Below are 25307 nucleotides of genomic sequence, written 5' to 3' on the forward strand. Positions count from 1 at the left end.
CGTAACGTTTTTAATGCAAGGAGATGCATTGGCATTGTCAGTCGATGTTTTGGCATTGTTAGTCGATGTTTTGGCATTGTCAGTCGATGCATTGGCATTGTCAGTTGATGCATTGGCATTGTTAGCCGATGCATTGGCATTGTCAGTTGATGCATCGTCATCGTCAGTCGATGCATCGGCATTGTCAGTCGATGCATTGGCATTGCAGGGTATTGCCAAATTTAATTCGCTACGAATTAATGAAATGCTGTACTTAGTAAAAATTGTGTCAAGAGGTAGGGGACAGGAGGTAAACCCTATCCAATAAATCTAAGGGTTTCAATAAGGATGCAGTATTTCTTGTGGCACTTGATGCGACGCTCCTACGTCGCTAACGCTGCGCTATCGAAATACATATCTTCCTCTTTTTTCATAAATAAATTTACTTGCTCTAAAAGAAAGTGGCAAAAGGTAAAAATTATATTTTCTTCCCCCTGCCCCCTGCCTTTTTTCGGTAAGGATAACAATAAAGAATTGAACTATGAAAGTCCGCTCTAGCTACTGGCAACTGTTACCTTATCTGTGGCCCGAATGGCCTCTGTTAATTCGGGGATTCGGTTGTATCTTAGGATTTGTATTACTCACCCTAGCAGTGCCCTACCTAGCAGGTCAGGTCGCTTTTTTTCTAGGTCAGGGAAATGTTAACCAGATTGCCTACTGGCTTGGAGTAGCTACTTTAGTATTTTTAGTTCGAGGGCTTTGTCAATATGGGCAGAATGTCTTTATGATCGCTGCCGCTCTCAATATGGTTTTGAATTTGCGTAAGCGGGTTTACGCTCACCTGCACAAACTCGGATTGGATTACTTTGAAAGCACACAGACGGGTGACCTCACTTATCGACTAACTGAAGATATTGATCGCGTAGGCGAGATTGTAGATAAGTTATCCCATCAGTTTCTTTCCAATCTCTTGCAGTTAATTGCGATTCCCATTTACATGCTCTATCTAAATTGGCCACTTACCCTTGCGGGTTTGATTTTGGCTCCTTTGATGGCTTGGTTGATCGGGCTATTTGGTCAGCGATTACTCTCGCTATCTCGCCAGAGTCAAAATCAAGTTTCCAATTTATCGGCTCTGTTAACCGAAGTATTTGGCGGAATTCGGGTCGTTCAAGCTTTTGCAGCACAAGGGTATGAAGTGAAGCGATTCAATCAGGAAGCAGAACGCAATCGCCAAACTAAGTATCGCGCTCAACAACTCAAATCCATTCAGTTTCCGGTTGTTGGTTTTTTGGAAGCAGTTAGCATTATGCTGCTGTTTCTGTTGGGAGGATGGCAGATTTCTCAGAATCAGCTGACATCTCAAGGCTTTATCAGTTTCTTAGCTGCTGTAGCTTTACTGATTCAGCCAATCGACTTGATGATTAGCAATTACAACGAGTATAAACAGACCGAAGCTTCTGTAGAACGCATCTTTGAATTGATAGAGAAGCAGCCTAGTTTAAGCGAAAAATCCAATGCTAAGGAACTGCCACGAGTTGCTGGTAAGGTAGAGTATCGTCATGTTAGTTTTGCTTACAATCCTGGTGAGCCAGTCCTCAAGGATCTTCGTCTGCACGCTTCTCCTGGTAGTGTCATTGCCTTGGTTGGTTCTTCTGGGGCGGGCAAATCGACTTTAATTAACCTTTTACTTCGCTTCTACGATCCTCAGGCGGGTGAAATTCTAATTGATGATATTGATATCCGTGATGTCACAATTACCAGTTTACGCCGTCAAATTGGTATTGTTCCTCAAGACATTACCCTTTTTTCAGGAACGATCGCCCAAAATATTGGTTATGGTCAAGAAGAATTAAATTTAGCAGCAATTGAATCAGCAGCAAAGATTGCCAACGCTGACTCGTTTATCACCCAGTTTTCCCAAGGTTACCATAGCTGGGTAGGTGAACGCGGAGTTAACCTATCTGGAGGACAACGCCAAAGATTAGCGATCGCTAGAGCGATCGTCAACGATCCTCGAATTCTCATCCTGGATGAAGCTACTTCTGCCTTAGATTCAGAGTCAGAAGCACTAGTTCAAGAAGCGATCAAGCGAGTCATGCAAAACCGTACCGTGTTTGTTATCGCCCATCGCTTGAGCAGCGTTCGTAGGGCTGATTGCATTCTCGTACTAGAACAAGGACAGTTGGTTGAAGCTGGTACTCATACCTCCCTCCTGTCTCAGGAAGGACGCTATGCCCGTTTTTATGCCCAACAGTTTTACTCTACAGATGAGGGTTAAGCTTAGGAATTAACCTTGCCTTTAATTAAACGGTGGAAAAGGCGGCAAGGCCACAAAAAAGCTCCACATATACTTACTGAGGCGATCGCTGCCACAACTCGCCAAGTTGAATTAGACTCAGTGGCAGAATCTGAAGGGTGAGCTTGTGTGCTTTTAGCTAATTCTGGCACTGAATGAGACAGCTGACTGGCTGTAGTCACCCCTTCAATTGCTGCTCCAATTAGATAAGCTACTAGGGCAATTACTAGCCAGTTATTCATAATATTCAACTGTTTGAACTCTAAGCGTATACTTGGCGGTGAGGAATCATTTGATTTATAGTGCTAATCATTGCCGCCTTGTCCGAAGGATAATCGGCCTTCTGCCGTATCACGAATCAGGGGCAGTTTAGATGTTATATAAGTATTAAGGCTGCTATCTGCCTGGGCATCAATAGTCTGGTTCGCTTTTAACTGCTGGAGAAGCACTTGTACTAAAGCAGCATCGTCAAACTGGAGCAGGGTGCTCACCTGGGTAGACTCGATTACAGCCCAAAGCTGTTGCATCATTTTGGCAGTGACCATGAGTCTGTAACCTCTTAAGCTTTTCTTTATAGTCACATAGATTTGGAATTTGTGGTTAGTTTTTATCTAAAGATTTATAAACATATAGGCTAAAATTGCTTAAGTCAGTTAAATCAGTTGAGTTATAGCGTTTTTCAATTGATTGAACTACAGCAGTGGTTAAGCTTAAGCCTAACCTTGCTCTATAAAGAAAGAAAACAGCCCAAAGACTTAGATTCTCTCTATTCCTGTCGGGTACTTTTGCTAGAAATTTATTGTGAAACTCTAGAGCAAGCTCCTTCCTGACCAGGAGGATCGGCAAAAACTGCTAAAGTGTGATATTCAGGGTTACCTGTTCTATACATCACTCGAAAAGTATATAACTTATTTCTACCTTGCCCTTCGGTAACAACTGTTAAAAGTGTATTGCTAGTGGGAGGAAGCCCAGGAATATTCAGTTTTTGAATTCGTCTGAGTTGAATTACATTCGCTGCGGAGTTTTTACAATCTCCTCCACTACTATTAGAGTCTTGACCAAACTGCATACATACTGGGCCATCAAAGTCTATAGTTACCTCTGATGGATCGTTTAACCAAACTTTTTTAATTACTTCTCCAGCCGGAATAAAGCTTAAGTTTGTTCCTTGTTGATACCAAACGTCGATCATAGGTGTTGCTCCCCCTAAACCCTGTGCTTGACAGGAAAATATAGAACGTAGAACAGCGTTATTAGCACCAGCGCGGCCTACCAAAAAGAAGATAGCAACCGAGAAAATTAAGGAAGCTATAGGTAGCAAATAAGATTTACCCGGGGTATTTACTGACAAGTTAGGATTATTTTTCATGATTCTAAATGGGGAGATTGGTAGATAGAACAGGAGAATATGGGAAAGATATAAATACAACTAATTACCAATTACCATTACCCAATCCAAAATCTAAAATTGGTATTAATCCTATCTCATAAAACTAAATTGGTTGATTAACGTATAATTCAACATTTGTACCGGCTTTCATAAACCAAATATTAGTTGGTTGTGCCATTAAAGCGATCGCCTGTTGATTTCGTTGGGCTATTTGGGGTACTACAGAGTTCATAGCACCTTCCACAACCCCGGCTGCAAGGTTGCGCCTGTTTTCAGTAACAGTAGCATAACCAGTGATCACACCGGGGTTGCTACCATTGTTGTTGTTTTCGTTTGGAGTACCATCGCTATTGAGGACGCTGTTGCTATATAAAGGCAGAAGTTTGGTATCAGGGCGATTTATTAACTCTGCTGCTTTACCAATACCTCCCAAAACGCCTAGTCCTACATCCATTGATGCTATAGGCGAACTTTGACCAGGATATTTTCTTGCTAGTAAAGGTTTACCTTGGGTACCGCGAATAATAATTGCATTGCTAGGTAAGCTTTGTTCGGTAGGGTTGCCATTATTTTGTGAGATAAGTTTAGTTACGTTCATCTGCACAAGACCTTGTTCGTTAATGGAACTAATTTCAGCTAGGAATTCAGTGTTTGCAGGTATAACGGTACTACCATCCTTAGATTTTAGTGCTTCTTGGGATTTGATCACAAATACGTTTTTCGCTGGGCCTGCTTCATCGCCACCGCCTGATTTAGTAGTAGTTTCCCCAAATATCGCTGTTGCTAACACAGCTTTAGCACTAGTCCCTACTGCTAAAGATTTCTGTCCCACGGGTTGCGCTTGACTCACTTCAGGGGCAGAAGTTTCAGGTTGTGGTGTTGTCTGTTGTTGCTGTGGCTGCGGATTGTTTACAGGTTCAGGAGCTGCTGCGATGTTATTGGATTGATTTGTAGCATCTAGTTGACCGTAGCTACCTAACTTTGCTAACCTTTTCCACTCTTGCAATGGGCTTGGTGGAGATGGTTGAGTTATATTGACCACAGTCTGAGGTTGAGTGTTTGGATTCACAACTGGTAGTTGGGGCGAGCGCACAGGTTGAGAAGCAGGTACTCTAACGATGCGGTTAACTGTCACTGTTGGGGGTACATAAGCTGTTGGTGGTGGTGCTGGGATCGCTCTTTGTGTACCTCTAGAAGATACTGACGGTTCTTTTAAGACTACTGTCGGCGTTGATTTGGCAGTTCTGAGCTGTTGTTGGGCGGCTTTCACCATCTCTGCTTGTTCAGTCAGAGCTAATTTCGTTTTTAGAGTATCTACTTCGCCTGCTAGCTGTTGAGAGGTAGATTCTTCAGTTGGCTGCTCACGCACTTGTGGAGGAACAATATTTTTTGGCTTGGGATTGCTACTCATCAATTGCGACAAAAACACACCACCCACCAAAACGATCGCAAAGGTGGCGGCTCCTACCAAGCCTAACTTTGCAAAGGGATTAGATGAGAGGGGTTGCTTTGTCTGAACTTCTTGTGGTTGAGAGAGCGATTCTTGTGGCGTTGCAGAGTCTTCTAATCCTTGGGTATCGGGAGAAGATTCTTCTTCAAAGCCTACTAACCTTGACATTCGCGATTCCCAATCAAAAGATTCTGCATCTTGTTGATGAGCATCGGTAGGTAGAGTAAATTCATTTTGAGCAGATGTTTCTGCAGGAGTTGAGTATTTAGTCATGGTAAAGATTGATTAGGATTTCCAGAACAATTTTTATCTTTGATATCACATACATTATAAATTTCTAGTCTGGCTTCACCAAGGCGGTAAGCGGCAAATTGCAATGGTAGTGCTGCATTTGGTAGAGAAGTTGCAGGTTCATCTATTGCTCTAACTAAAATTTGTTTATTAAACGGAGTTGATTTTCCCAGCCTATCATAACCATTAAAAACTAGTTGATTCGCAAACATCTCTACTTTCCACTGTCCATTACCTATTTCTGTAGGTTGAGATATTTTTTGGATTACTAATACATTCTCTGCTCCCCTATTAACATTTTCAAATTGGCTATCTGGATTTAAATTGGTAATTTCTGACTTAAGTTTTTGTTTAAAATTCTCAGCTACCAGTTGGGAGGTAATTTCCCAGACTTGCGTTGGCGGCTGTTGATCTGACCAAGTAAGCATTAAGCTCATAGTTTCACCCACAAACCGCCGAATCGCCTCTGGCTGTCGCTCTAAATTTGGTTCGGGGTCTACGGTTATAGCGCGACCATCAATAAGTTGCACTAAACTTTGAGGTGTGAGTTGACGACCTAACTGCTGTAACATAGACCCGTGAAATAGTAATAAAAGCAAGGTTAATACATGTAACCCAAATGTTCCTACTGCTAACAGGGGTAATGGGTTATTTTTCCTATTTTCTGGTTTGAGTATTTGCATTAATTTAATATTTATATAATTGATATTTCTATAAATTGAATTAGTTAATTATAAATTTATCTGTCTTATTTAGGTCTTATTTGATTTTTTAAAAAATCTGTAAAATTTGAAAAGGCTAATTTCCTACTTTCCAGTACATGATTAATCGCGCCTCTTTCTACCTACTCATCTGATAAAGCTATCAGATGTTTGTCCAGCCCCGCATTGTGTAACTTTATCATTGTTAACGCTGTTATTGCCATCTAGCAAACATAAGTTACGAACTTCATAAATTTCTAATCTATCAGCGCGGACACTATAAATTGCTTTTTGCAAGTCTGTGCCATTGTCGCCTTGGGGGTTACCAAAATAATCTGCTGCACGTACAAGTAAATCTTTGTTAAAAGGAGTTATGAGTCTTGCACCACCAACTCGGTTTTTTTGAATTAAGTCGGCTACCACACCTACTCGCCACTTACCTGGTGCAATTTGTTTTGGCGGATAAACCCGCTTAATAACTAATTGTGATGTCATAGCTAGGCTGGGATTTTCAGAGAAAACTTCTGCCGGTGTCATTTCTGCAACTGTGCTTAAGAAACCTTTGCGAAAATCTTCAGATAAGGCAAAACTAGCTACCCAACTACTGGTACTAACTTTTTGGCTACCCCCTTGAGGTGTTTGAATCAGAACTCCTAAATCTGGTTTGGGGTTTGCAACTTCTTCGATATTTTGTGCTGGTAAGGTTCCAGACCAGCTAAACATTGATATCATCGTTTTGCTGATGAATTGGCGAATTGCTTCTGGATCTCTTGCTAAATCATCGATATTACCTACTGATTTACCGTCTATTAATTGCACAAAGTTGGGAGGTTTTCTCAGACTGAGTTGGCGAATATTTAGCCCTTGTAATAAGAATAAAAATAAGATTAATATATGTAAACTGAAGGTTGCGATCGCAAAAATTGTCAAAACACTTGCCGTTGTTTGTCTTTTTTCCAGTAAACGCACCATTTACTCATCTTCTCCTGCAAAAAACTTCAGTTATTATATATTAATTAAGTAGGTAGGCGTAATTAAACATCAGATCAAACCTCACCCTCAATCCCTCTCCTTACTAAGGATAAGAAAACCGCAGTTAGGATGAGGTTTTATATTAAAGACCCACTTAAATATGATTTGCATATAATTCAGCAGTTATAACACTTCTCAAAATTTTATTCATTTTGACTTTTAAATTTATATCCTCTCCCTTACTAAAGAAGCCGTATTACTGATACCACTAAATAGTGCAAAACCACCAGCAGCAGCCACAAGTAACGATAAAATTGGTGCTAAAACTCCCAGAAAAATTATGAACCACATTAAGTCTGGATCAGCATTAAGATTTTGACCTGGCCCTCTTACAATAACTGCGGCAGTAACAACAGCAATAATATTAAATGAAATCTTGGCGATTCCAATAGATAAAAATCCGGTGAGCCATGCAAAAATTGGTTTACCAGCTACAGGTAGCAAAGAGCCACCTACAGCTATTGGCCCTAAAAGTGCTATCAGCAACATAGTAGCTTCTATCAAATTCTGGAAGGCATATTGCAAGGAAACTAAAAAGTTTTTGATGCTTGTCTGCACTGTAGAACCTAACAAAGAATTAAATGAAGTTTCTGATACAATGCCACGGACAGAACTAACATTATTTATCTGATCTACCTTATCTTGTAGTCTAGTTATCCAAGGTCTATATTTTCCGTATGTATCTCTATATTTCTGCAAGAGAATGTTGATTCTCACAGCAGCTTGAACAAAGCATTTACTTTGTTGTTCACCAGTTAGCGATTGGCAAGGACGCAGAAAAGAACCAGTTACTTCTTCTGCAATACTCATATTCAGTGCTTCTTGGTAGATTTTATTCGCATCTGCTGATACCACTACTTGCTGATTCAAAACACCCCGTAATCCCAGCGTCAGATTAGAAAGGATACTTCCTTTACCTGAATTACTTAAAAGGAGTACCACTACAAAAGGCCAGATTAAAGCTGATATTGGACGACTATATTCGTAGGATATTAAGTCTCTGAGGAATTGTATCATAAAAAATAACAGGGTTCCTACTGCAAAAAAAATACCCAGATTTGTTAGCGCTCCATACAAGGTACTATTGCCGGTATTTTGTAATAAATCCAGCCATTGACTATTCCAACCGTTGGCAATACTTTGGGAAGTTACAGCACCCTTAGTGAGAACCTCATTAATGCCTAGTTGGGGTTCTATTTGGGCAAAAATTAGTTGAATAGCAAGTTGCATTTTGAGTTTATAGGCTATTTTTTTAATTTCTTAGGGTGCGTTAAGAATGTTACGCACCATCCCGGATGGCTTCGCTTCGGTGCGTTACGCTGTGGCTAACGCACTCTACTAAACTGTTTTTAGACTTTCTGTTGGTTTGTAAGAAATTTAAGGATTTTAAAAATTGTATGGAAATTTAGAGGATGTTTTAAAAGTGATTTGTTGTAATTTTAAGCACTTGTTGATCCCCCCTAACCCCCCTTTTTAAGGGGGGAACCGGAATCAAAGTCCCCCTTAAAAAGGGGGATTTAGGGGGATCTAAAACCTTTTGCTACTGACTAAGGGACTTTTAAAACATCCTCTAACAGTTTTTTTATTCTAAAAACCTACTTTCCAACTTTTTGTCTGCCAAACAAATCTAGTTGAGAAGTAGCTCGTAAAAGTCGCGCGGCTTCTGTAGATGTATCTACTCTCCGAGCGCGATTCGCCTCTTCTGCCTGCTGAGAAATGTTTGCTAAATTTAAATTAGAATATTGTAAAGACTGATTCGTTTGTATTGACTGGGCAAATGTTTCAGCTACGATTTTTGCTTGTAATTTTTGCATTAGAATGGTTTCGCTGTTTGGATTTATTAATGTACTGATCAATCCTTGTATACCATTACATAATCCGGTTGATATACCCCCGGTAGCACCATTAGCACCATTAGCACCATTACAATTTACGTTGGGTAATGGGTTATTTTCCCCAGAACTAGAATTGTCAACAAGTTCCTCCTGCATACTTTCTAACTTTCCTTTTATCCGACTTTGTGCATTTTTACCAAGAACACCTACCGCTATTCCACGGGTCATTAAACGATTAAGTTCACTACTAACTAAATTTCCCCGTACTGCTGCATTATTTTCAAAGCGGCTTGCTCTAGACTGTGAACGATAAGAGTAGTCAATCACATTATCACGAACCTTTTGTCCCGCAGTCACAGGGTTAGGTATTTTCAAATCTCCCTCGTTACTGGTAGTAGTAAGAGCATTTTGACTCTCTAACTCCAGAGGGTTTAAGTTTTCGCTTAAATTCTTATATTGTTGAAAGTAATCTTGCAAATCTTTGGAATATGATTGAAAATCACTCCAAACTTGGCCTACTAGCGTTTGATCTTGTTGTGCCATTACTGGTAGGATTGCTAAGGATAGCAACGTAAGAGTAAAAATGGTAGTTTTTCGCATACATTTGTGCCTGAAAAAGGTAGACGACATTGAAGTAGCAAGTTAGAAATTTAGCTTTTTAACTATGATTTATAACTTTTTTAATCACTGTTAACTACTTACAAAACCCGATTAACTACTACGCAGAGTAGCTACTAACTGACGTGCAAATGCAGAAATGGCTTCATATTTATCGCTATGAAGTTGCATCATTTTGCTACGTGCAGATTGTTCAGAGGGGTTATTAGCAACTGCTGCCAATTGTTCGTAACCTGGATAATAACGACAGAATGTATAAATACCGTTATCATCTAACAGCCATTGGCTATAAACGGCTTCTTTGCGCGGAAAGAAGCTTTCAGAAGCATTACGAGCAATAATGTTGCGGGGATATTTTAAGATATCTGCAAAACTATCAACTGCAACTGGCTGAATACGTCCAATCAATCGTGTTGTCAAGTTTTGCAAAATCTTAGATGCAGCTTTAGATTTAGCAATTGTATCAGGATCTTGTCCTGATAAGATGACTCTGATGCCGGCTTTAGCGCCGTTTGCACAAACTCTGCCAACTAAGTCAGAAATTTGCTCGAATTCAAATAGAATTGGTGCTTCGTCAATGAAGAATATAGAAGCTGGACTACCTAATGCGCGTCGTAATGCTGCTGAATAGGCACTCAGAGATAGTACGGCTGCATCTTCACTATCTGATAGGTTTCTGAGCGCAAAAACTAATAGTTGGGCATCGGTAGGAAAGCTAGATGGTGCAGAAATGGCTTGTCCCACGCGACTAGAAAGCCAAAATCGTAAGCGCAGCTGAATTTGACTAAGGGCGTCTTCTACTCTGCCAGTTAAAGAACTTAGCTGCAAGTGTTCTGATGAACAGAAATAGAGAAAATCTTTTAAGGTAGGAGTTTTCAGCCAAGCCTGAGTGCCAAATCCCCCTGCCATCGCCTGTATATATCGCTGTTTTATACCCTCATCAGCAAAGAAGGCTTCTAAAGCTAAGTTGAGGAGCGATCGCACGGTTTGCGATAAAATTTGACTTTCAGTAGACGATCCTAAAACCATTGTCATCAAAGCTGATTCTAGGAAAGCGGTATAATCGTTAAAGCGATCGCGCTGTTGTTCTGGATCTAGCGATCGTAAGTCTGGCTGTTCAAATAAGTTATTCGATTGTTTCGAGATATCAAAGTAGGCTCCATTGACCCCCATAAACTCTGTGTAATCAGTGAAAGTAGATGTACCATCAGGTTTCGGGAAATCTAACGCCACAACCGGAATGCCATGTGCCAAAGCCTGAGTTAAAATCCCTGATACCAACACCGATTTACCAGCACGAGTTGTCGCAAACAAAGCTAAATTTTTGTGTTGATTAAACAAATCTAAATGTACAGGTGTTCCACCTTCTTCAGCAATCAACTCAAAACCTTGTCTATCACCCCGTTTAGTTATAACTAAAGGCATTAATCCGGGAACTTCACTGGTTAAATATAGCTGGCGACGATTGAAGGGTGTCGCTAATAAACCTTCCCAAACTATTGGTAGAGTTTGTAGCCAAATTTTCCAGGCGTACTCAGTTTCTCTAATTACTTTCGCTGGACGTTGAAAACAGTTTTCAATATATCTTGTGGCCTCATCTAATTTATCAACAGTTGGACGATGTACCAAAATTACAATACTCGTATAAATCGGAACTGCACCTTCAAATAATTGTTCTTGTGCTGCTACCGACTTCTTTAACTTTAATTGTGCGTTGACATCAATAGTTTTGCTTTTTTCTTGAGCCATGATTGTTGTCATGTTTGACTGCTTCAAGACTCGTTGCAAAGTAGTTTTCACCAATGCCGGATTTGCCGCAGTCAACTCACAGAAAATTTCTGTATCTACTACTGTTTCTCTAGCCAACAGTTCCCATAAGTATCGCAGTTGAGCAGATTTATTTGCCCAACCTCCGGGTTTTTCGAGAAATGACAGTGCGCCAATATAACGATTGTTAACATTAACCCAACGGCGATCGGCACAAGGTACGCTAGACTCCATCAGCAAAGTTGTGCCGTGGATATTGTCTAAAAGCAATTTAGTACTAGCTAAATCTGAATTAACTTGCTCGTGCAGTCCTTGTTCATCTAAAGTCATTAACTGGGGAATCGGTATTGGCTGCGTATCATTAAACCTTTTCCAAATGCCTTCCCAAAGTTCATCAGCTTTCAAAGGTTTGACATCCAATCCCATTTGGTTAGATAAAATTTGTTCCCAGCGCAGAAAACCCTGCTTATAAGCATTTATTACCAGTGTTTCAATGCGCTGATATTCTGCTTCCGAGAGATCCCCTTTAAATTTTAACCACCATGATTCAGCTCTAACTAAAAGCTTCTCTATCCAATCATCGGCATTTCTAGAGTTGGATTCAATAGTGTAAGTGACATAAATACGTAAAAATTTCGGCTTCCGAACCCCAGAAACAGTCAATTCTTTGATTCTGGCTCTTTCTGCCATCAACAAATATTTGATATCTCGTGATGGCGCATTTCTGATTAATGATACTAATTCTTTTTGGCGCTCTTTGTCTGAACTAAAAGATCCTAAATGCAGTGTCATTCTTTCACCGCTAGGAATGTCTTTTAATCCGGCTTCAATGTTATTAAAAAGTGTATCGATTTGTTCGGGTCTTAAAGTGGTATGAACTCCCTTACAATCAAAACCAAAAACAAAGCAAAACCGATCTCTTTGAGTGCCTTTTGTCAAAAGATAAGCGCCAATATCACGTCCATTCATTGCCACACGTAGCATTGTCGCCAAGTGCAAGGCATCTTCAAATGGTGTTAATCTACCTTCATTTCCGGCGACGCCGACGCTTTGTTTTCCGATTTTTTGCTTCATGGTTAACTTCCAATAAGCTTTGATAACGAGCAAAGCCTCTTGTCCAAGCGGGAACCCCTATAAATTTACTTAAAAAACTCCAACTCCTACCACCAGTTAAAATCCACCAAGTTCCGATTCCCCAACCTGTCATTAGTATTGTCCACAACCACTTTTGAAATTCTTCTTGGAAAATGCCACCAAAAACTCCGTTGACAATAAAGTAGGAGGCTAAGGCAATTACCGTCCAAGGAAGAATTTGATCGGCAGGGATTGGCCCTAATGAGGGTTGGCTTCCTAGAACCTGATTGACTGGACGAAAATCTTGTTCCCGCTCTTGAGACATTTGAAATATGAAATATCTAAATTATTTACTGCCCTTGTGGGCCAATTACAAAGCGTGTGAGTACATCAGCAATGGTAACAGCAACAACGACTAATAAAGGAGTTCTGGCAATACTTTGCCAATCTTCATCCTTACGCACTGCGTTAATCACACCAACCAGAGAAATTGCAATATAGAGTAAGTATATCGCCCGCAACACATTAAATATCAAACTTACTGCTGTCTCACTACCACCACCAGCTGCCTGTGATCCACCTAAGTTTCTTTTGAAAAACTTTTCAGCTTCTCCAAAAAACTGTGCTTGTGCGGGGGCTGCAAACCAGTCTAACCAATACAAACTCAGAATTACGGCTGCTGCTAAAATTTGTAATATTATTAGCGATCGCCTTGGTAAATTCACCTGCTGCCCAATTTGCTGGATGATGACTGCAATTAAACTCCCAACTAGTAAACAAAAAAGCAGGATAGGACTTTTTAGGCTGATAACGCTTACAAGTACAGCACAAGCAATCAAAAAGGGTACTGATTCCCCCAGAATCATTAAGCTGGATTTCACCCCCAGTCTTAATTTCTGAGATCCTTTGAGTACGCTACCAGTTAAAGCTTTGAAAAAGTTTCTCTCGTGAGAACTTTGTCTAGACATTGCTAATTTTCCTATAGTGGACTTGAGTGTTTATTGTTTAAAAATTTACAATAATTGAAATTAATTTAACATAATTTAACATTTATTTTTCATGAAATTATAACGTTAGCAGAAAAATGTTACCTTGGATACAAAATATTCTTCATTTAAGTTAATTAAATATTAATTTTGGTTTAAAAGGAAAATATGCATGGTTTGAGAAACTAGGTTTCGAGCTTAAAACCAGAACTGCTAAAGTCCTCTTAAACTCTTTCTATCCCAGCGCTTTTGCCTCAATTAGAGATTGGTAAATCCGGTAGAAACGCGAGACAATGCTTGGGAGCATAGCTACAAGTTCTATAGGAAACATTTTATTACTCCAAGCCACCTTTTATAAGGATAGGACTTTACGAAACATACTACATTAATTGCTACAAGTTTGGGGGAGTTCACAGCCTTGTAGCTAAAGTATCCCATCTGCAAAGCCCTTCAGGAATAATTCTGAAGATTTATTATATTAACATTACCATTAAGATGTGGTTAATATCAGTCTACCGTCACTCGCAAAAAATAGACCACGCTTTATCCTTTTACCTAACTATCGCAATCCTATTTGATTTTTGAAAAAATACTTAAAAAGTATTAAGTTATGTTTGCGACTAAGTGTAGGTTAAGCCAGCTCCAACTCTTGGAAATACACTCGCGTTCGGAGAAGTCAAAAGTTAATACTGAGCTACTTGCCTTGAGCAATGAGCATTGCTATGCCCCTACAGTATGGACTATTTGCGATCGCAGGATAATTAAGAAAAGCCTGAAACAACTTATTAGCTAAATTTCTCAGCTATATTTTACGACGCATACGCAACTAATAAAATGCTGAAACAATGTATTTTTATTGATACACATGTTGACTAATTTGTAAACTGCCTAAACTCTATAAAATACTCATTAACACCTCTAATAAAAGGCTTGGAACTAATTTGTAAACTAGAGTAAAGTATTTGTTTCGTCAGGGTTTCAGAAATTTGAGCCATCAGATTTTTATCTGGCGAGAGTAATAAAAACGTTACAAAAATCATTTTTAAAACACCTCTAAATTCCAGAAATATTTTTTAATTTTCTTAATCATTTCATAATTGAATCATGACTTTGACTTTACCTTAACATTTTATTGTTGATTTTGTTAACGAAATTTCACAGCCATTAGCTATAGCAATTTTCAAAACTTTTGACTAGCAAACAATATGTAATAGAGTCGATTAGCAATAATTAAATGTACTCTATATCTATATAGTATTTGCTTTTTAATTGTTCTGCATATTTCAGTTTGTTGTGCAAGCTTTTGATTTATAAATAACCTTGTAAATGCTGATTATTTTGCTTAAATAAGGTTATTTATAATTGCCAGTTTGACACTTGATTTTGATTTGTTAGTGTGTTTAACCCTAAAATTAACTTGAAGGAGCCTGATATGGTTTTCTATCGCGATCGCCTGATTAATTTGGTAAGTTCAATTTCTCTAATTGCCATAACAACTGGTTTAGTAGTAGGTCAATCTGTTACTCAAAAATCTCTAGCTCAGACCTCTAAAAATCTAGGTAATGGTGCAGGTGCAAGTACTGTAACTACTTTATTTACAGCTATTAAAGGTTTCACATTCACATATGCTCCAGTTGGTAGTGGTGCAGGGTTAACAGCTTTTTTCACTCAAAAACAACCAGATGGTACTACTCCCAAAATCACTTTCCCAGTCAATTTTGCCGATAGTGATGACCCCGTAGCAGAAACCGAAAAACGTGCTACTCGTCCTTACATCCAAGTGCCTGTGGTAGGTGTCGGAATCACATTAGCTTATAACCCTACTGGTCTGACTGTACCAGCAGGTGGAATTAAGCTTTCACCAGCTAGTTACTGTGGTATTTTGAACGGCAGCATCAAAAATTGGAACGATAAGAGCATTAGTGCAGATAACGGTGGCAAACTAATAGCACTCAATGCACCCATCAAAGTTGTACGTCGTGCTGACTCAAGTGGTTCCACTTTCCTTTTAAGCAGTCATCTCAATACTGTATGTAAGACTCCAGGCGTTCCAGCAGCTGATGTATGGAAAAATGGAGTGGGTACAACTGTTAATTGGCCAAGCACTTTCCTTAGCGCTACTGGTGGCGGAGGTGTAGCCGATACGGTCGCAATTACTAAAGGTGGATTTGGTTATGTGGATAATGCTACCCGTTTAAGTAAAAAACTACCTCTACCTGCCGCACTCTTAAAAAACAAAGCAGGTAATTACATTGCTCCCTCACCAACTGCAATTACAGCAGCTATTAAAGATGGGACTGTTGTAAAATATGGTACTAATAAAAATCTGACTAGAATTGATAATTTGACCAATCCTAGCAGTGCAAATGCTTATCCCATTTCCGGAGCAACTTATTTGTTGTATTACTCAGGTGAAACCGGATTTGGAGACTTCATTAAGGCTGCAAATGCTTTAGCTGCATCTCTCGGATATGGCCCTCTTCCGTAGGTTTATAAATTAACCTACCAAACTACCAGATAATAGCTGTTAATTCTGTTGAGAGACTTTAACAGCTACCAAGGGGATTGCTGAATTCAAGTATGAAATTTCAAAGTTAAACGCTTGGAACCTTTGTTTTGCTCCTGTGGGCGAAACAAAATTCATCCTCTTAATCAGCAACTCCCTATTTTACAGTTTTCTATAAAGATGTTGACTGACAAGGATATAAAAATCCTGCCTCAGGATTGTATTTACAATCCTGGGGTTTTATTCATAGCGATTCTCGTTTGCTTACAACATGCAGTAGGAGCGCAAGACGTTATGCTCCTATGAAAAAACTGTATTTTATCCAACGATTTGCTAGGGTTTTAAACTCGTTTATTCATCTGGTAAAGATAGGATAGTTTGCGATCGCTTTTAGGCATCCACTGATACTGTAAGGTAGCGATCACAGTGTTTGGTGTCAACTATGTTATGATTTGATTTGTTGAGAAATATTTTCGGTCATGTGACTGACTATATACACTCCTGTTTGAATCTAAATCTCTACACCCTTTGATTCTGAAGGTGTTTGAAGCTACCAAATGCTTTGTAACATATATTGCATCGGTTGTAATATTTATTATTAAAACTGACGCGGGGACATTTTAATGGTAAGTAGCTAGACAGACTTGAGACGAAAACCTCAATAGATCATATTCCATCTGTTGATAAAAGTCTTGTCTGACAAACCTTTTAACCTTAATGTATAATTTTGACGTTTTTGTACACCAACCTATAATTCAAAGTGAGTTTTTTATGTCTATAAGCCCTTTGCGTGAAGAACCTCGTAACCAGCGAGCGCCTGTAATTCGTACAAGTAATGAGTTTATTCTTTTAGAATGGTTAAAGTCAACTGGTCGTCTGATTGAACGGGAACATCATGAATCTGAGTATTTGAATGAAGTAGAAGAAATTTCAGAAATGATAGACCTTGACGATATCCCTTACGATCATGACGATGATGATTCTGATATGGACATAGAAGGGTAATTCGTAATTCGTAGTTACCCCAAGCGTTTGATTGATTTAAAATGTGTACCTTATTTACGCCAAAAGGTTAAGATTCCCGACTTTTTAAAGAAGTCGGGAATCTTTAGTATTAAAATGTGAATGTGTTTAATTCTTTGACTTGAGTAACAGATAAAATAATTGTCCATTGCTGACTGTAACACCAGCGCGATCGCCTGCTAATTTCCCAGTACCTAAAAAATAATCTACCCTACCTGCGCCTTTAATTGCACCTCCGGTATCTTGGTCAAGAACATAGCGACTAACGATGCGCTCCTCCATTTTTCCGGTAGGATTAGCAAAGGGAATAGAAGCGCGAATCAACGCTAAAGCACCAGGAGGCATGAGGGATTTATCTGTAGCGATAGAACGCTCTGCTGTTAGTGGTACGTTGATAGAACCTTGAGCTGGTTCACCGTGGTTTTCTTGAAAAAAAACAAAACTGCGATCGCGCGGAATATAAATATTTAATTCTTGGGGATGTTTTTGGAAATAGTCGAGAATAATTGGCATAGTTATACCTTCTAGCGGTAATTTGCCATCATTGACTAATTCTCGCCCAATACTTTTGTAGTTATAAGCGGTATTACCCGCATAGCCAATTGCTGTTTGAGTACCATCAGGAAGCTGAAGTCTAGCTGAACCTTCAATCTGAGCTAGATATGGTTCGAGGCGATCGCGAAACCAAAACAATTCTAATCCTCGTAATTTTCCTTTTGCGCCTTGTAAACCATCTGCTCCTTCTAATTCTTCGCGTGTAGGATGAGGCTTAGGCCAGGAGTTGAAATCAGGAGGTAATCGATAAACAGGATAACGATATTCTCGGGTGGGGACGCGACTGGCTGCGTAAAGCGGTTCATAATAGGCGGTGAACAAAACGGAACCATGGTTATCTTTACCAACCGACTGGTAAAGAACAAATTCTTGCAGGGTAGCTTGATGTAATTCTGTTGCAGAATTAGTTGTTAGTAGAAGTTCGCGGAATCTTTTCAAGCTTTTGATGACGCGATCGCGTGTAATCTCAGCCACCTGATAGTTTTGATAAGCAGCCGCAGCATTAGCCGTTTGCAGGTATTGGAGACTGCGAGTGATCGCACTCAACAGCGCCTTTTTATCTGGTATTTCTCCATAGAGAGGTTCATCAAAACAAGAGGTATCACCTTGACAACAAGTGATTGGTAACCTCTGAATTAATGGTATTTTTTGTTTTTCAGCATTCAATGAAACTGGTATATCCCACTTTTTCACCCGACATTCAGGTGGGCTAAGTTCCTGATGCACTACAGATTGCATTCGCACCAGGAAAATTGACAAAACTATAGGTAGGCTGATGGCGATAACTTTGTTAAACTTTCCTAACCCCGCAAATGTCTTTTCCATCAAAATCCAAATTTTTGATATAATCCCACTTCCCTGAAATTCAAAAATCAAAAACCAAAAATAATTTACTTCTCAATCGCCAATACTTCGGCAACTCTTGGAGACGCTACGCGTAGCTTGCTTCCTTGTAGGGGTACGCTCAGTACAAGTCCCCAATCTCCTATTCATTCATATTCCGGTAAGTTGCAACTGCTGAAGGCGATATCCGGTTCAAATATCGGAATATCCAATATTTAAATATGGTATCTAAAATCACTGGAAAAGTAGCAATAAATAAGAAGATAAAATCTCGATTTGCTGGTAATCCCCAATGACGCGATACACCTTCTAAAAGTACTTCCCAGCCATGAGGAGAGTGGAAACCTACAAATATATCGGTAAACAAAATGATGATAAATGCCTTGGCACTATCACTAAGTCCATAGACAATCCGATCAAAGAAATCTTTAATCACAGCAATAGAAGACTTACTGACGACTAAAAGCCAGATAAAAGCACCCACTGAGAAAATATCTGCAAAAACATTTTTGATAGCATTAGAGCTTTCGTGACGAAATTCTTCAGCAAGCTCAACCGCCCTCTTTTTCATTTCAACTTCTATCTGTTCAGGCAACAGTGGCGGGGCATTCTTAATGAAATTTTCAAAATGGAGTTTTTCTTCAAATCTTTGTAATTCTTCAAAGGCTTCCTCTTCCATTTCGGAATTTAGAAATACTTGCATTTGCTCAGTGCCTCTAAACTTCTCAATAACTGGCCCTACTATGAAAGCTTTTGCTATTTGATGCGTCAGAAGTGGTACGATAATTAATAGTATAATAAACCTAATAGATATTATTGTTCTTCTTTGAGCTTGACGAAAACTTTGAATTACCTCTTGTTCTGAGTTAGGATCTAATTCAACTTGCAGACGAGTGATAGTACTTAAAATAGAGCGGGGTAAAACGCCTGTGGTATCGACTTTACCCTTTGGTCTTGCATTTGTCTCCCAGTCTTGAGTTGGTATTTTGGGTGGTAATGTTGGATTATTGACGAGCATTGATTTGTCGTCAGATATCACAGAGTCAACTGCTAGATTTTGAGGTTGAACTACTAAAGCTTTGGAACTTGTTTGATCGTAAATTGTTTTGTATTTAGATATAACTTGATCGATAAAGTTAAGCTTTTCCAAAACCAAAGAAGGACTAAGAAACTCTATACCTGCTTTATTGGCAGCTTTTTGATTTTCTTCATTTAAAAACCAACGGCTTGCTTTCAACTCTGTAAGCCGCATCCTCACAGTTTTTAATAGCTTTTTTAGGTCTGACTCAAAATAATCCATCACGCTGTTACTGTACATGGCTGAGTCAATGTCTATTTTATTACCATTGAAATGCTTATCTTCTATTTCCTTAATCTTTAATGCTGCATCGTAAGCTTGATTTAAAGAACGTTCAGGAGTTTGTAAGTACCATCGGTAAGTATCAAGTAAGAAAGAATAGATTTTTTGGACAAAAACAGAGTTTTTCATTGGAGACAATCATCCAGCATTATTTGGTGACTATTAACCTTAAGTTAACGCACGAGGTATACTAGCAAATCTACAAGGAGAAAGTTTGTGGTTTCTCATTCGGTTTGGATTGTTGGCACTAGCCGCAGTGGTAAGACAGCTCGCTTGGTAGAGCAATTTTGTAGTTGGGTACAACCTCAGAAGCAGTATGTTGAATCATTTTATACTAAAAAACCAGGACGTAAAAAAGGCGTTCATATACCCGAATTTTTATATCTTAAACAAACAGAGCCAGGAGTTTTAGTCTTAGCTGCCAATGATGATAATCGGCGAGAATTGGGAGATATAATTGTTACATCTACATTAGGAAAATATCCGGTGCGTGCCAAGACACCGCTAGGTTTTTTCCAGGATGAAGTTATTTTATTTTGGCCATTGCTAATTAACTCTTTGAGCCTGAAGGCACTGTTTCCGGTAAGATTGCGCCCAGAAACGGAGCAAGAGTTAGCAACTAAACTCTGGCGTCCCCAATTAGACGAAGAAATTTTACGTGTTGCGGGAGTGAATGAATCTCGCTTGGTGCGTCGCATTCTAGATTTATTGCAATTAGCAGCTTACAGTGGTATACCTTGCGAAGATATTGCCCAGATTTTGACAAAGGGTCTGGGGGAAAATCCTACAACATTAGAGCCGGAATTTCTCGCCTCTTTGCTCCTAGATTGGCGTAACTGGTGTTTAGAGAGGGGGTTACTAACTTATGGCATTATTACCGAACTGTATAGTCAATATTTATTAAGCGATCGCAATTACCAGCAGCACCTAACTAAACGCTATCAGGCGGTACTGGCGGATGATGTAGATGATTATCCAAGCGTAGCCCGTCTTTTGTTTGAGTTGTTATTAGATCAAGGTGCAGTCGGGGCGTTTAGCTACAATCCTGATGGTGCAGTACGATTAGGATTGGGAGCAGACCCCACCTACCTAGAAGGGTTAGCAGAACGTTGTCGGGTAGAAATCTTGACTGGGCCGCCTCCAGAGTCCCTTGGTGAGCAAGCTAAACAGATGGTGGAATTACTCACAGAACCAATGGTACTGTTGAGCTTACCAAAAACGGTGCATTCAATTCAAACCACTTCCCGCGCCCAACTATTGCGGCAAACAGCAGAAGTAATTGCTGATGCCATTCAATCACAGCAAGTACAACCAGAAGAAGTGGCGATTATTGCACCAGGTTTAGATGCGATCGCTCGTTATACTCTAGTAGAAATCCTCGTTAAGCAAAACATCCCAGTAGAATCGCTCAATGACCAACGTCCCTTAATTAGTTCACCCGTTATTCGCGCATTACTTACCATGTTGGCACTAGTTTATCCCGGCTTGGGACGCCTGGTAGATCGGGATGCCGTGGCAGAAATGCTAGTTGTCTTGAGTAGGAAGCAACAACCACCAGAAAATTCTAGTACAGATGCGATTAATCATAAAGACGCAATTAATCGCGTCTCTACCGATATTGACCCGGTTCGCGCTGGTTTGATTGCAGATTACTGCTTTGTACCCCATCCTGATCGCCCCAACTTGCTAGCAGTGTCAGCCTTTGAGCGCTGGGATAGAATCGGCTATGCAGCGACTACAGCATATAGTGAGATATTACAGTGGTTAGAACAACAGCGATCGCAACAAGAACTGCGGTTAATTCCCAGTCCCATTTCCCTCTTAGACAGGGCAATTGTGCGTTTTTTATGGAATGGTAGCAATCTCCCTTACGAACAACTAGCAGCACTGCGGGAATTATTAGAAACCGCCCAACACTACTGGGAAATTGACACCAGATTACGACAAATTGCCCCAGTTAACACAACGCCTTACACAACTATTATCGAATTCATTCAACTACTGCGACGTGGTACAATTACCGCCAACCCCTACCCTGTGCGTCCCATCGGTGGAGCCAGAAAGGCTGTCACCTTAGCAACTATATTTCAATATCGATCTAGTAGGCGATCGCACCGTTGGCATTTTTGGCTGGATGCTGGTTCACCTTTATGGGCCAAAGGTGGTGCAGCAACTTTGTTCGGTGCGCCGTTTTTCCTGCGAGACAGGTTAGGCGAACCTTGGACAGCAGAAGACGAAAAATTGGCAGAAGAACAACGATTGCGAAGGATTTTGGCAGATTTACTATCTCGTGTATCCGAAAGAGTTTATTTGTGTCACAGCGATTTAGCCGTGAATGGACAAGAGCAACTAGGCCCATTGTTACCCTTAGTGAATGCTTGTGTAACGGTTATTTCTGAGGCTACTGTTAATTGAATGTCTTCTAAGTGGGAAAAAATTTTTGTTGATTTCTAATTTTTGTGACTTTAATTTTACTGCTTGGACTACTATACAGTTTGATTGGAGGATATTTATAAATAAGTTGATCTCGCCTCCAAAATTACAATTTTTCCATTGATTTAGTTTTGCTATAATAGTTAGATTTAATACAAATTTCGGGACTGTGGTTTAGTTGGAATAGGAGAACGAGGAGGTACTTGATCGCGCCTTAAGAGCAAAGGAATACTGAAAAGTCCCAAAATAACTACTACTCCGGTCATTATCCGAACCATTAACCTATTTGGTTTATAATCTGCTCGTTCAATTTGCCAGAAAACTTCGTTGTATCGCCACGCAGCTAAGGCAACAGTCAAAATTCCAAAAAGTACCAAAGCCAAACCCAAATTTTCCGAATTGGATAATGGATTTACCGGAGGTTCTTGTTGAGTAATAGCACTATTCAACTGGCGCAGAAATATACCAAATCGCGCAATAGCAAAACCAAAGCTAATCAATGCAATAGAAGTGCGTAGCCAAGCAAGAAAGGTACGTTCGTTTGCTTGATGCTCCCTTTGACGGTCAATTTTTGGTATTTTATCCATGAGTGGCTTCTGACGCCAAGTTCCTCTTGAAAAGTATTCATCACATTGATAAATAGCATGGACTAACGCCAGAACAAACATCAAAACATATATGTAAAAGTCAACCCAGTCCAGTAAGGACTCTGAGAAAATCTCAAGCGCTTATTAAAATCTTTATTTGGTGTATCTGAAAGAGTTTACTTATGTCACAGTGATTTAGTCGTAAATGGACAAGAACAACTAGGTCGCTGTTAGCTTTGGTAAATATTTTTGTAGCATAATCAGTCAGGACTTACGAAGAAGCCAGCAACCAACAGTTGACTGAGAATGGCTGCACTCAGAATGTCGAGAGAACCCCAAGCGATCGCTAGCTAGAATCTTTACAATAGTAGATAAGGTAAAGATATATATCAGAGTCAAAATCAATGGCACTATTCGGATTTGGCAAAAAGGCAGTTATGCCCACACCTGAGGAAGCTTTGCCAGGAAGGGCACAATCTATGTCAGTACCCGCAACTCATTATGTCAACAAGAATCCCTTAAAACCTCCTTATCCCGATGGATTAGAGAAGGCAATTTTTGGCTTGGGCTGTTTTTGGGGTGCAGAACGCAAATTCTGGCAACTTAAAGGAGTTTACACCACCGCAGTAGGTTACGCTGCTGGGTTCACACCCAACCCTACTTATGAAGAGGTATGTAGTGGGCGAACCGGTCACAATGAAGTGGTGTTGGTTGTGTTTGATCCCAAACTGATTAGCTATTCTGAACTACTCAAAGTCTTTTGGGAAAGCCACAATCCCACCCAAGGGATGCGCCAAGGTAATGATGCTGGCACTCAATACCGTTCAGGAATTTATGTATATTCCGAAAGTCAAAAGCAGCTAGCAGAAGCATCGCGGGAAGCTTATCAGCAAGCCCTCAATGATGCAGGTTATGGCAAGATTACCACAGAAATCTTGGATGCACCGGAATTTTACTACGCTGAAGCTTATCATCAGCAATACCTGGCTAAAAATCCCAATGGGTATTGTGGTTTAGGAGGGACAAATGTATCTTGTCCCGTGGGTGTAGTTGAATCGCAAGTTAGTAGTTAGAAATGGAGTTGGTGAGGTAGTCAACTTAATGTGAGTTCGACGAACCTCTCCCTGTCTTGAACTTTAGTTCAAGTCTGTCCCTCTCTCCCGTCGGCTACGGTGTACACACAAGTCGAATTATTTCCCTTAATCCTCCCGATGCATCGGGGGGAAACAAGAGATTCTCGTTCTCTCCCCGATGTATTGGGGAGGGTTAGGGTGGGGTAAGAAAAGTCGGGGATCTGAGCCTTACGATTTTCACAAATCAAATAGGATTGCTATATCGTGCGTTCTGGATACGCCAAATCAACAAATGGGTTCGCCAAATCAACAAATGGGTTCGCCAAATCAACAAATGGGTTCGCCAAATCAACAAATGAGTTCACCAAATCAACAAATGGGTTCGCCAAATCAACAAATGAGTTCGCCAAATCAACAAATGAGTTCGCCAAATCAACAAATGAGTTCGCCAAATCAACAAATGGGTTCGCCAAATCAACAAATGCGTACGCCATGATTGCAACAATTTCGCTTTGTCACGCCAGCGTCACGCACCCTTCTCCTATCGGAGACGCTACGCGAACGGGTTCAGCAGTCGCTCATGGGGGAAACCCCCAGACGCTCGTTCGCTCTTAGCGTCTCCCAAGGGGAGATGACTCGCTCTAAGCGAAGCTATGCCGTTGGCGAAGCCTCTCGAAGAGAAGGCTTTACGCTGCGCTATCGCCTTTGGCGTCTCCCCTTGGGAGAAGACCACGCTGCTTCACCGCTTTGCGTCTACATGAATTGCCCCTACCTGAAAATGACGGTTTCAGTTTCGTAGAGTATGTTAGCGATCGCGTAAAATACCGAAAGTATTACGAATTACGAATTAAATGAGCTACGCATTTTAAAACTTTGACAACAGTATGTAAGTCATCCCCACGATTCAGTGACAGTGTGTAAGATAATGCATATTTCGGTGTACTATGTTTCGTCAATTTAATAAATTGAAATTCCCGACCATTGATTACAAAACCATAGGTAGGTTTATCATTACTAGCATTAGCCAACATATAAGCTAATGCTTGAGGAATTGCTACCTCCAAAGAATATTCTGCTCGTTTCGCTTCAATAACGAGAACCCAAAATGGAGGATGGAACACCAAAATGTCAATACGTCCTCTGATAATCGTGCCTTCGTCTTCAGAAGAGATTTTTACCTCTTGTTCTGAGGCAATGTAGAAAGGCGGTTGATAAAAACCTGCTAGACGCAATAGTGGAGATAGCACCACCATTTTGACTAGAGGTTCCAAAACAGGATATTTCGATAGATGCAAATATTCTGCCTTGACTTCGTTGAGAGATTCCTTTTCTAAGTCACTCAACTCAGGTAAATCATGCCGCCATTCTGAAAAAAAATCTTCGTCATCTGCAAGTTGTAGGCCAAATTCATCAATCAGTTGGGCTAGGGTGATATCTTTTCCTTGAAGAATTTGAACCATTTGTTGAACCCCTATACTTATCTGCCTAAAAAACCCTCCCTTGAT

At 40.1% G+C, this 25307-nt stretch carries 23 protein-coding genes; 7 read left to right on the forward strand and 16 right to left on the reverse strand.

Going from position 1 to position 25307, the window contains the following annotated elements; genetic code table 11:
• The first annotated feature begins 13 nt into the window (after nucleotides 1-13).
• Together V7L20_RS24630 and V7L20_RS24635 are read left to right on the forward strand one after the other, a co-directional pair.
• The gene (locus V7L20_RS24630) at nucleotides 14-307 is read left to right on the forward strand and encodes a hypothetical protein (protein WP_334746583.1); all 294 of its coding nucleotides are present in this window, start codon (nucleotides 14-16) and stop codon (nucleotides 305-307) included.
• Between the two features lie 213 nt (nucleotides 308-520).
• Nucleotides 521-2260 carry an ABC transporter ATP-binding protein gene (locus V7L20_RS24635; RefSeq protein ID WP_334746584.1) on the forward strand — a complete coding sequence of 580 codons (1740 nt, stop codon included), beginning with the start codon at nucleotides 521-523 and terminating at the stop codon, nucleotides 2258-2260.
• A 2-nt stretch (nucleotides 2261-2262) separates the two neighbouring features.
• Here V7L20_RS24635 and V7L20_RS24640 read toward each other — a convergent pair whose 3' ends face one another.
• The 11 genes from V7L20_RS24640 to V7L20_RS24690 all read right to left on the reverse strand — a co-directional run bounded on the left by V7L20_RS24640 (nucleotide 2263) and on the right by V7L20_RS24690 (nucleotide 13302).
• On the reverse strand, nucleotides 2263-2520 hold the full coding sequence (locus V7L20_RS24640) for a hypothetical protein (RefSeq protein ID WP_229454341.1): 258 nt from the start codon (nucleotides 2518-2520) through the stop codon (nucleotides 2263-2265).
• A gap of 63 nt (nucleotides 2521-2583) precedes the next feature.
• Nucleotides 2584-2823: a hypothetical protein gene (locus V7L20_RS24645; RefSeq protein ID WP_334746585.1), complete on the reverse strand. Its 240-nt coding sequence runs from the start codon at nucleotides 2821-2823 to the stop codon at nucleotides 2584-2586.
• Nucleotides 2824-3074: 251 nt separating this feature from the next.
• Nucleotides 3075-3647: a hypothetical protein gene (locus V7L20_RS24650; RefSeq protein ID WP_334746586.1), complete on the reverse strand. Its 573-nt coding sequence runs from the start codon at nucleotides 3645-3647 to the stop codon at nucleotides 3075-3077.
• A 124-nt stretch (nucleotides 3648-3771) separates the two neighbouring features.
• Nucleotides 3772-5391: a hypothetical protein gene (locus tag V7L20_RS24655; RefSeq protein ID WP_334746587.1), complete on the reverse strand. Its 1620-nt coding sequence runs from the start codon at nucleotides 5389-5391 to the stop codon at nucleotides 3772-3774.
• Entirely contained in the window at nucleotides 5388-6092 is a 705-nt protein-coding gene (locus tag V7L20_RS24660) for a hypothetical protein (protein ID WP_334746588.1), read from the reverse strand. Before V7L20_RS24660 ends, V7L20_RS24655 begins: the two co-directional genes overlap by 4 nt.
• 165 nt (nucleotides 6093-6257) lie before the next feature.
• Nucleotides 6258-7082 carry a hypothetical protein gene (locus tag V7L20_RS24665; protein ID WP_334746589.1) on the reverse strand — a complete coding sequence of 275 codons (825 nt, stop codon included), beginning with the start codon at nucleotides 7080-7082 and terminating at the stop codon, nucleotides 6258-6260.
• Between the two features lie 225 nt (nucleotides 7083-7307).
• Nucleotides 7308-8372, reverse strand: a complete 1065-nt coding sequence (locus V7L20_RS24670; protein ID WP_334746590.1) for a hypothetical protein — start codon at nucleotides 8370-8372, stop codon at nucleotides 7308-7310.
• Between the two features lie 365 nt (nucleotides 8373-8737).
• Nucleotides 8738-9577 carry a hypothetical protein gene (locus V7L20_RS24675; protein ID WP_334746591.1) on the reverse strand — a complete coding sequence of 280 codons (840 nt, stop codon included), beginning with the start codon at nucleotides 9575-9577 and terminating at the stop codon, nucleotides 8738-8740.
• A 111-nt stretch (nucleotides 9578-9688) separates the two neighbouring features.
• Nucleotides 9689-12436 (reverse strand): hypothetical protein, encoded by a 2748-nt coding sequence (locus tag V7L20_RS24680; protein ID WP_334746592.1) that lies wholly within the window; start codon nucleotides 12434-12436, stop codon nucleotides 9689-9691.
• The gene (locus V7L20_RS24685; protein WP_100900009.1) at nucleotides 12390-12761 is read right to left on the reverse strand and encodes a hypothetical protein; all 372 of its coding nucleotides are present in this window, start codon (nucleotides 12759-12761) and stop codon (nucleotides 12390-12392) included. Before V7L20_RS24685 ends, V7L20_RS24680 begins: the two co-directional genes overlap by 47 nt.
• Before the next feature lie 25 nt (nucleotides 12762-12786).
• On the reverse strand, nucleotides 12787-13302 hold the full coding sequence (locus V7L20_RS24690) for a hypothetical protein (RefSeq protein WP_442943624.1): 516 nt from the start codon (nucleotides 13300-13302) through the stop codon (nucleotides 12787-12789).
• Nucleotides 13303-14854: 1552 nt separating this feature from the next.
• Between V7L20_RS24690 and V7L20_RS24695 the strand changes: the two genes are divergently transcribed.
• Together V7L20_RS24695 and V7L20_RS24700 are read left to right on the forward strand one after the other, a co-directional pair.
• Nucleotides 14855-15910: a substrate-binding domain-containing protein gene (locus V7L20_RS24695; RefSeq protein ID WP_334746594.1), complete on the forward strand. Its 1056-nt coding sequence runs from the start codon at nucleotides 14855-14857 to the stop codon at nucleotides 15908-15910.
• Nucleotides 15911-16699: 789 nt separating this feature from the next.
• A complete protein-coding gene (locus V7L20_RS24700; RefSeq protein WP_334746595.1) occupies nucleotides 16700-16933 on the forward strand; it encodes a DUF3134 domain-containing protein in 234 nt (77 codons plus the stop codon).
• Nucleotides 16934-17059: 126 nt separating this feature from the next.
• Here V7L20_RS24700 and mltA read toward each other — a convergent pair whose 3' ends face one another.
• Both mltA and V7L20_RS24710 read right to left on the reverse strand, forming a co-directional pair.
• Nucleotides 17060-18331: a murein transglycosylase A gene (gene mltA / locus V7L20_RS24705; protein ID WP_334746596.1), complete on the reverse strand. Its 1272-nt coding sequence runs from the start codon at nucleotides 18329-18331 to the stop codon at nucleotides 17060-17062.
• 160 nt (nucleotides 18332-18491) lie between these two features.
• Nucleotides 18492-19847: a proton extrusion protein PcxA gene (locus V7L20_RS24710; RefSeq protein ID WP_334746597.1), complete on the reverse strand. Its 1356-nt coding sequence runs from the start codon at nucleotides 19845-19847 to the stop codon at nucleotides 18492-18494.
• Nucleotides 19848-19925: 78 nt separating this feature from the next.
• Here V7L20_RS24710 and V7L20_RS24715 point away from each other — a divergent pair, with 78 nt between their 5' ends.
• Nucleotides 19926-22124: a recombinase family protein gene (locus V7L20_RS24715; protein ID WP_334746598.1), complete on the forward strand. Its 2199-nt coding sequence runs from the start codon at nucleotides 19926-19928 to the stop codon at nucleotides 22122-22124.
• A gap of 167 nt (nucleotides 22125-22291) precedes the next feature.
• Here the strand turns inward: V7L20_RS24715 and V7L20_RS24720 are convergent, their stop codons facing one another.
• On the reverse strand, nucleotides 22292-22729 hold the full coding sequence (locus V7L20_RS24720) for a YidH family protein (protein ID WP_334746599.1): 438 nt from the start codon (nucleotides 22727-22729) through the stop codon (nucleotides 22292-22294).
• Nucleotides 22730-23133: 404 nt separating this feature from the next.
• Here V7L20_RS24720 and msrA point away from each other — a divergent pair, with 404 nt between their 5' ends.
• The gene (gene msrA, locus V7L20_RS24725; RefSeq protein ID WP_334746600.1) at nucleotides 23134-23802 is read left to right on the forward strand and encodes a peptide-methionine (S)-S-oxide reductase MsrA; all 669 of its coding nucleotides are present in this window, start codon (nucleotides 23134-23136) and stop codon (nucleotides 23800-23802) included.
• 257 nt (nucleotides 23803-24059) lie between these two features.
• On the opposite strand, the gene V7L20_RS24730 is transcribed toward msrA, so the two are convergent.
• Complete coding sequence (locus V7L20_RS24730; RefSeq protein WP_334746601.1) at nucleotides 24060-24296, reverse strand: hypothetical protein; 237 nt, start codon at nucleotides 24294-24296, stop codon at nucleotides 24060-24062.
• Nucleotides 24297-24382: 86 nt separating this feature from the next.
• Here V7L20_RS24730 and V7L20_RS24735 point away from each other — a divergent pair, with 86 nt between their 5' ends.
• Entirely contained in the window at nucleotides 24383-24601 is a 219-nt protein-coding gene (locus V7L20_RS24735) for a hypothetical protein (RefSeq protein ID WP_334746602.1), read from the forward strand.
• 34 nt (nucleotides 24602-24635) lie between these two features.
• On the opposite strand, the gene V7L20_RS24740 is transcribed toward V7L20_RS24735, so the two are convergent.
• On the reverse strand, nucleotides 24636-25262 hold the full coding sequence (locus V7L20_RS24740; protein ID WP_334746603.1) for a type I restriction endonuclease: 627 nt from the start codon (nucleotides 25260-25262) through the stop codon (nucleotides 24636-24638).
• Nucleotides 25263-25307 lie beyond the last annotated feature (45 nt).

Source organism: Nostoc sp. (assembly GCF_036916735.1).
Lineage (GTDB): Bacteria > Cyanobacteriota > Cyanobacteriia > Cyanobacteriales > Nostocaceae > Nostoc.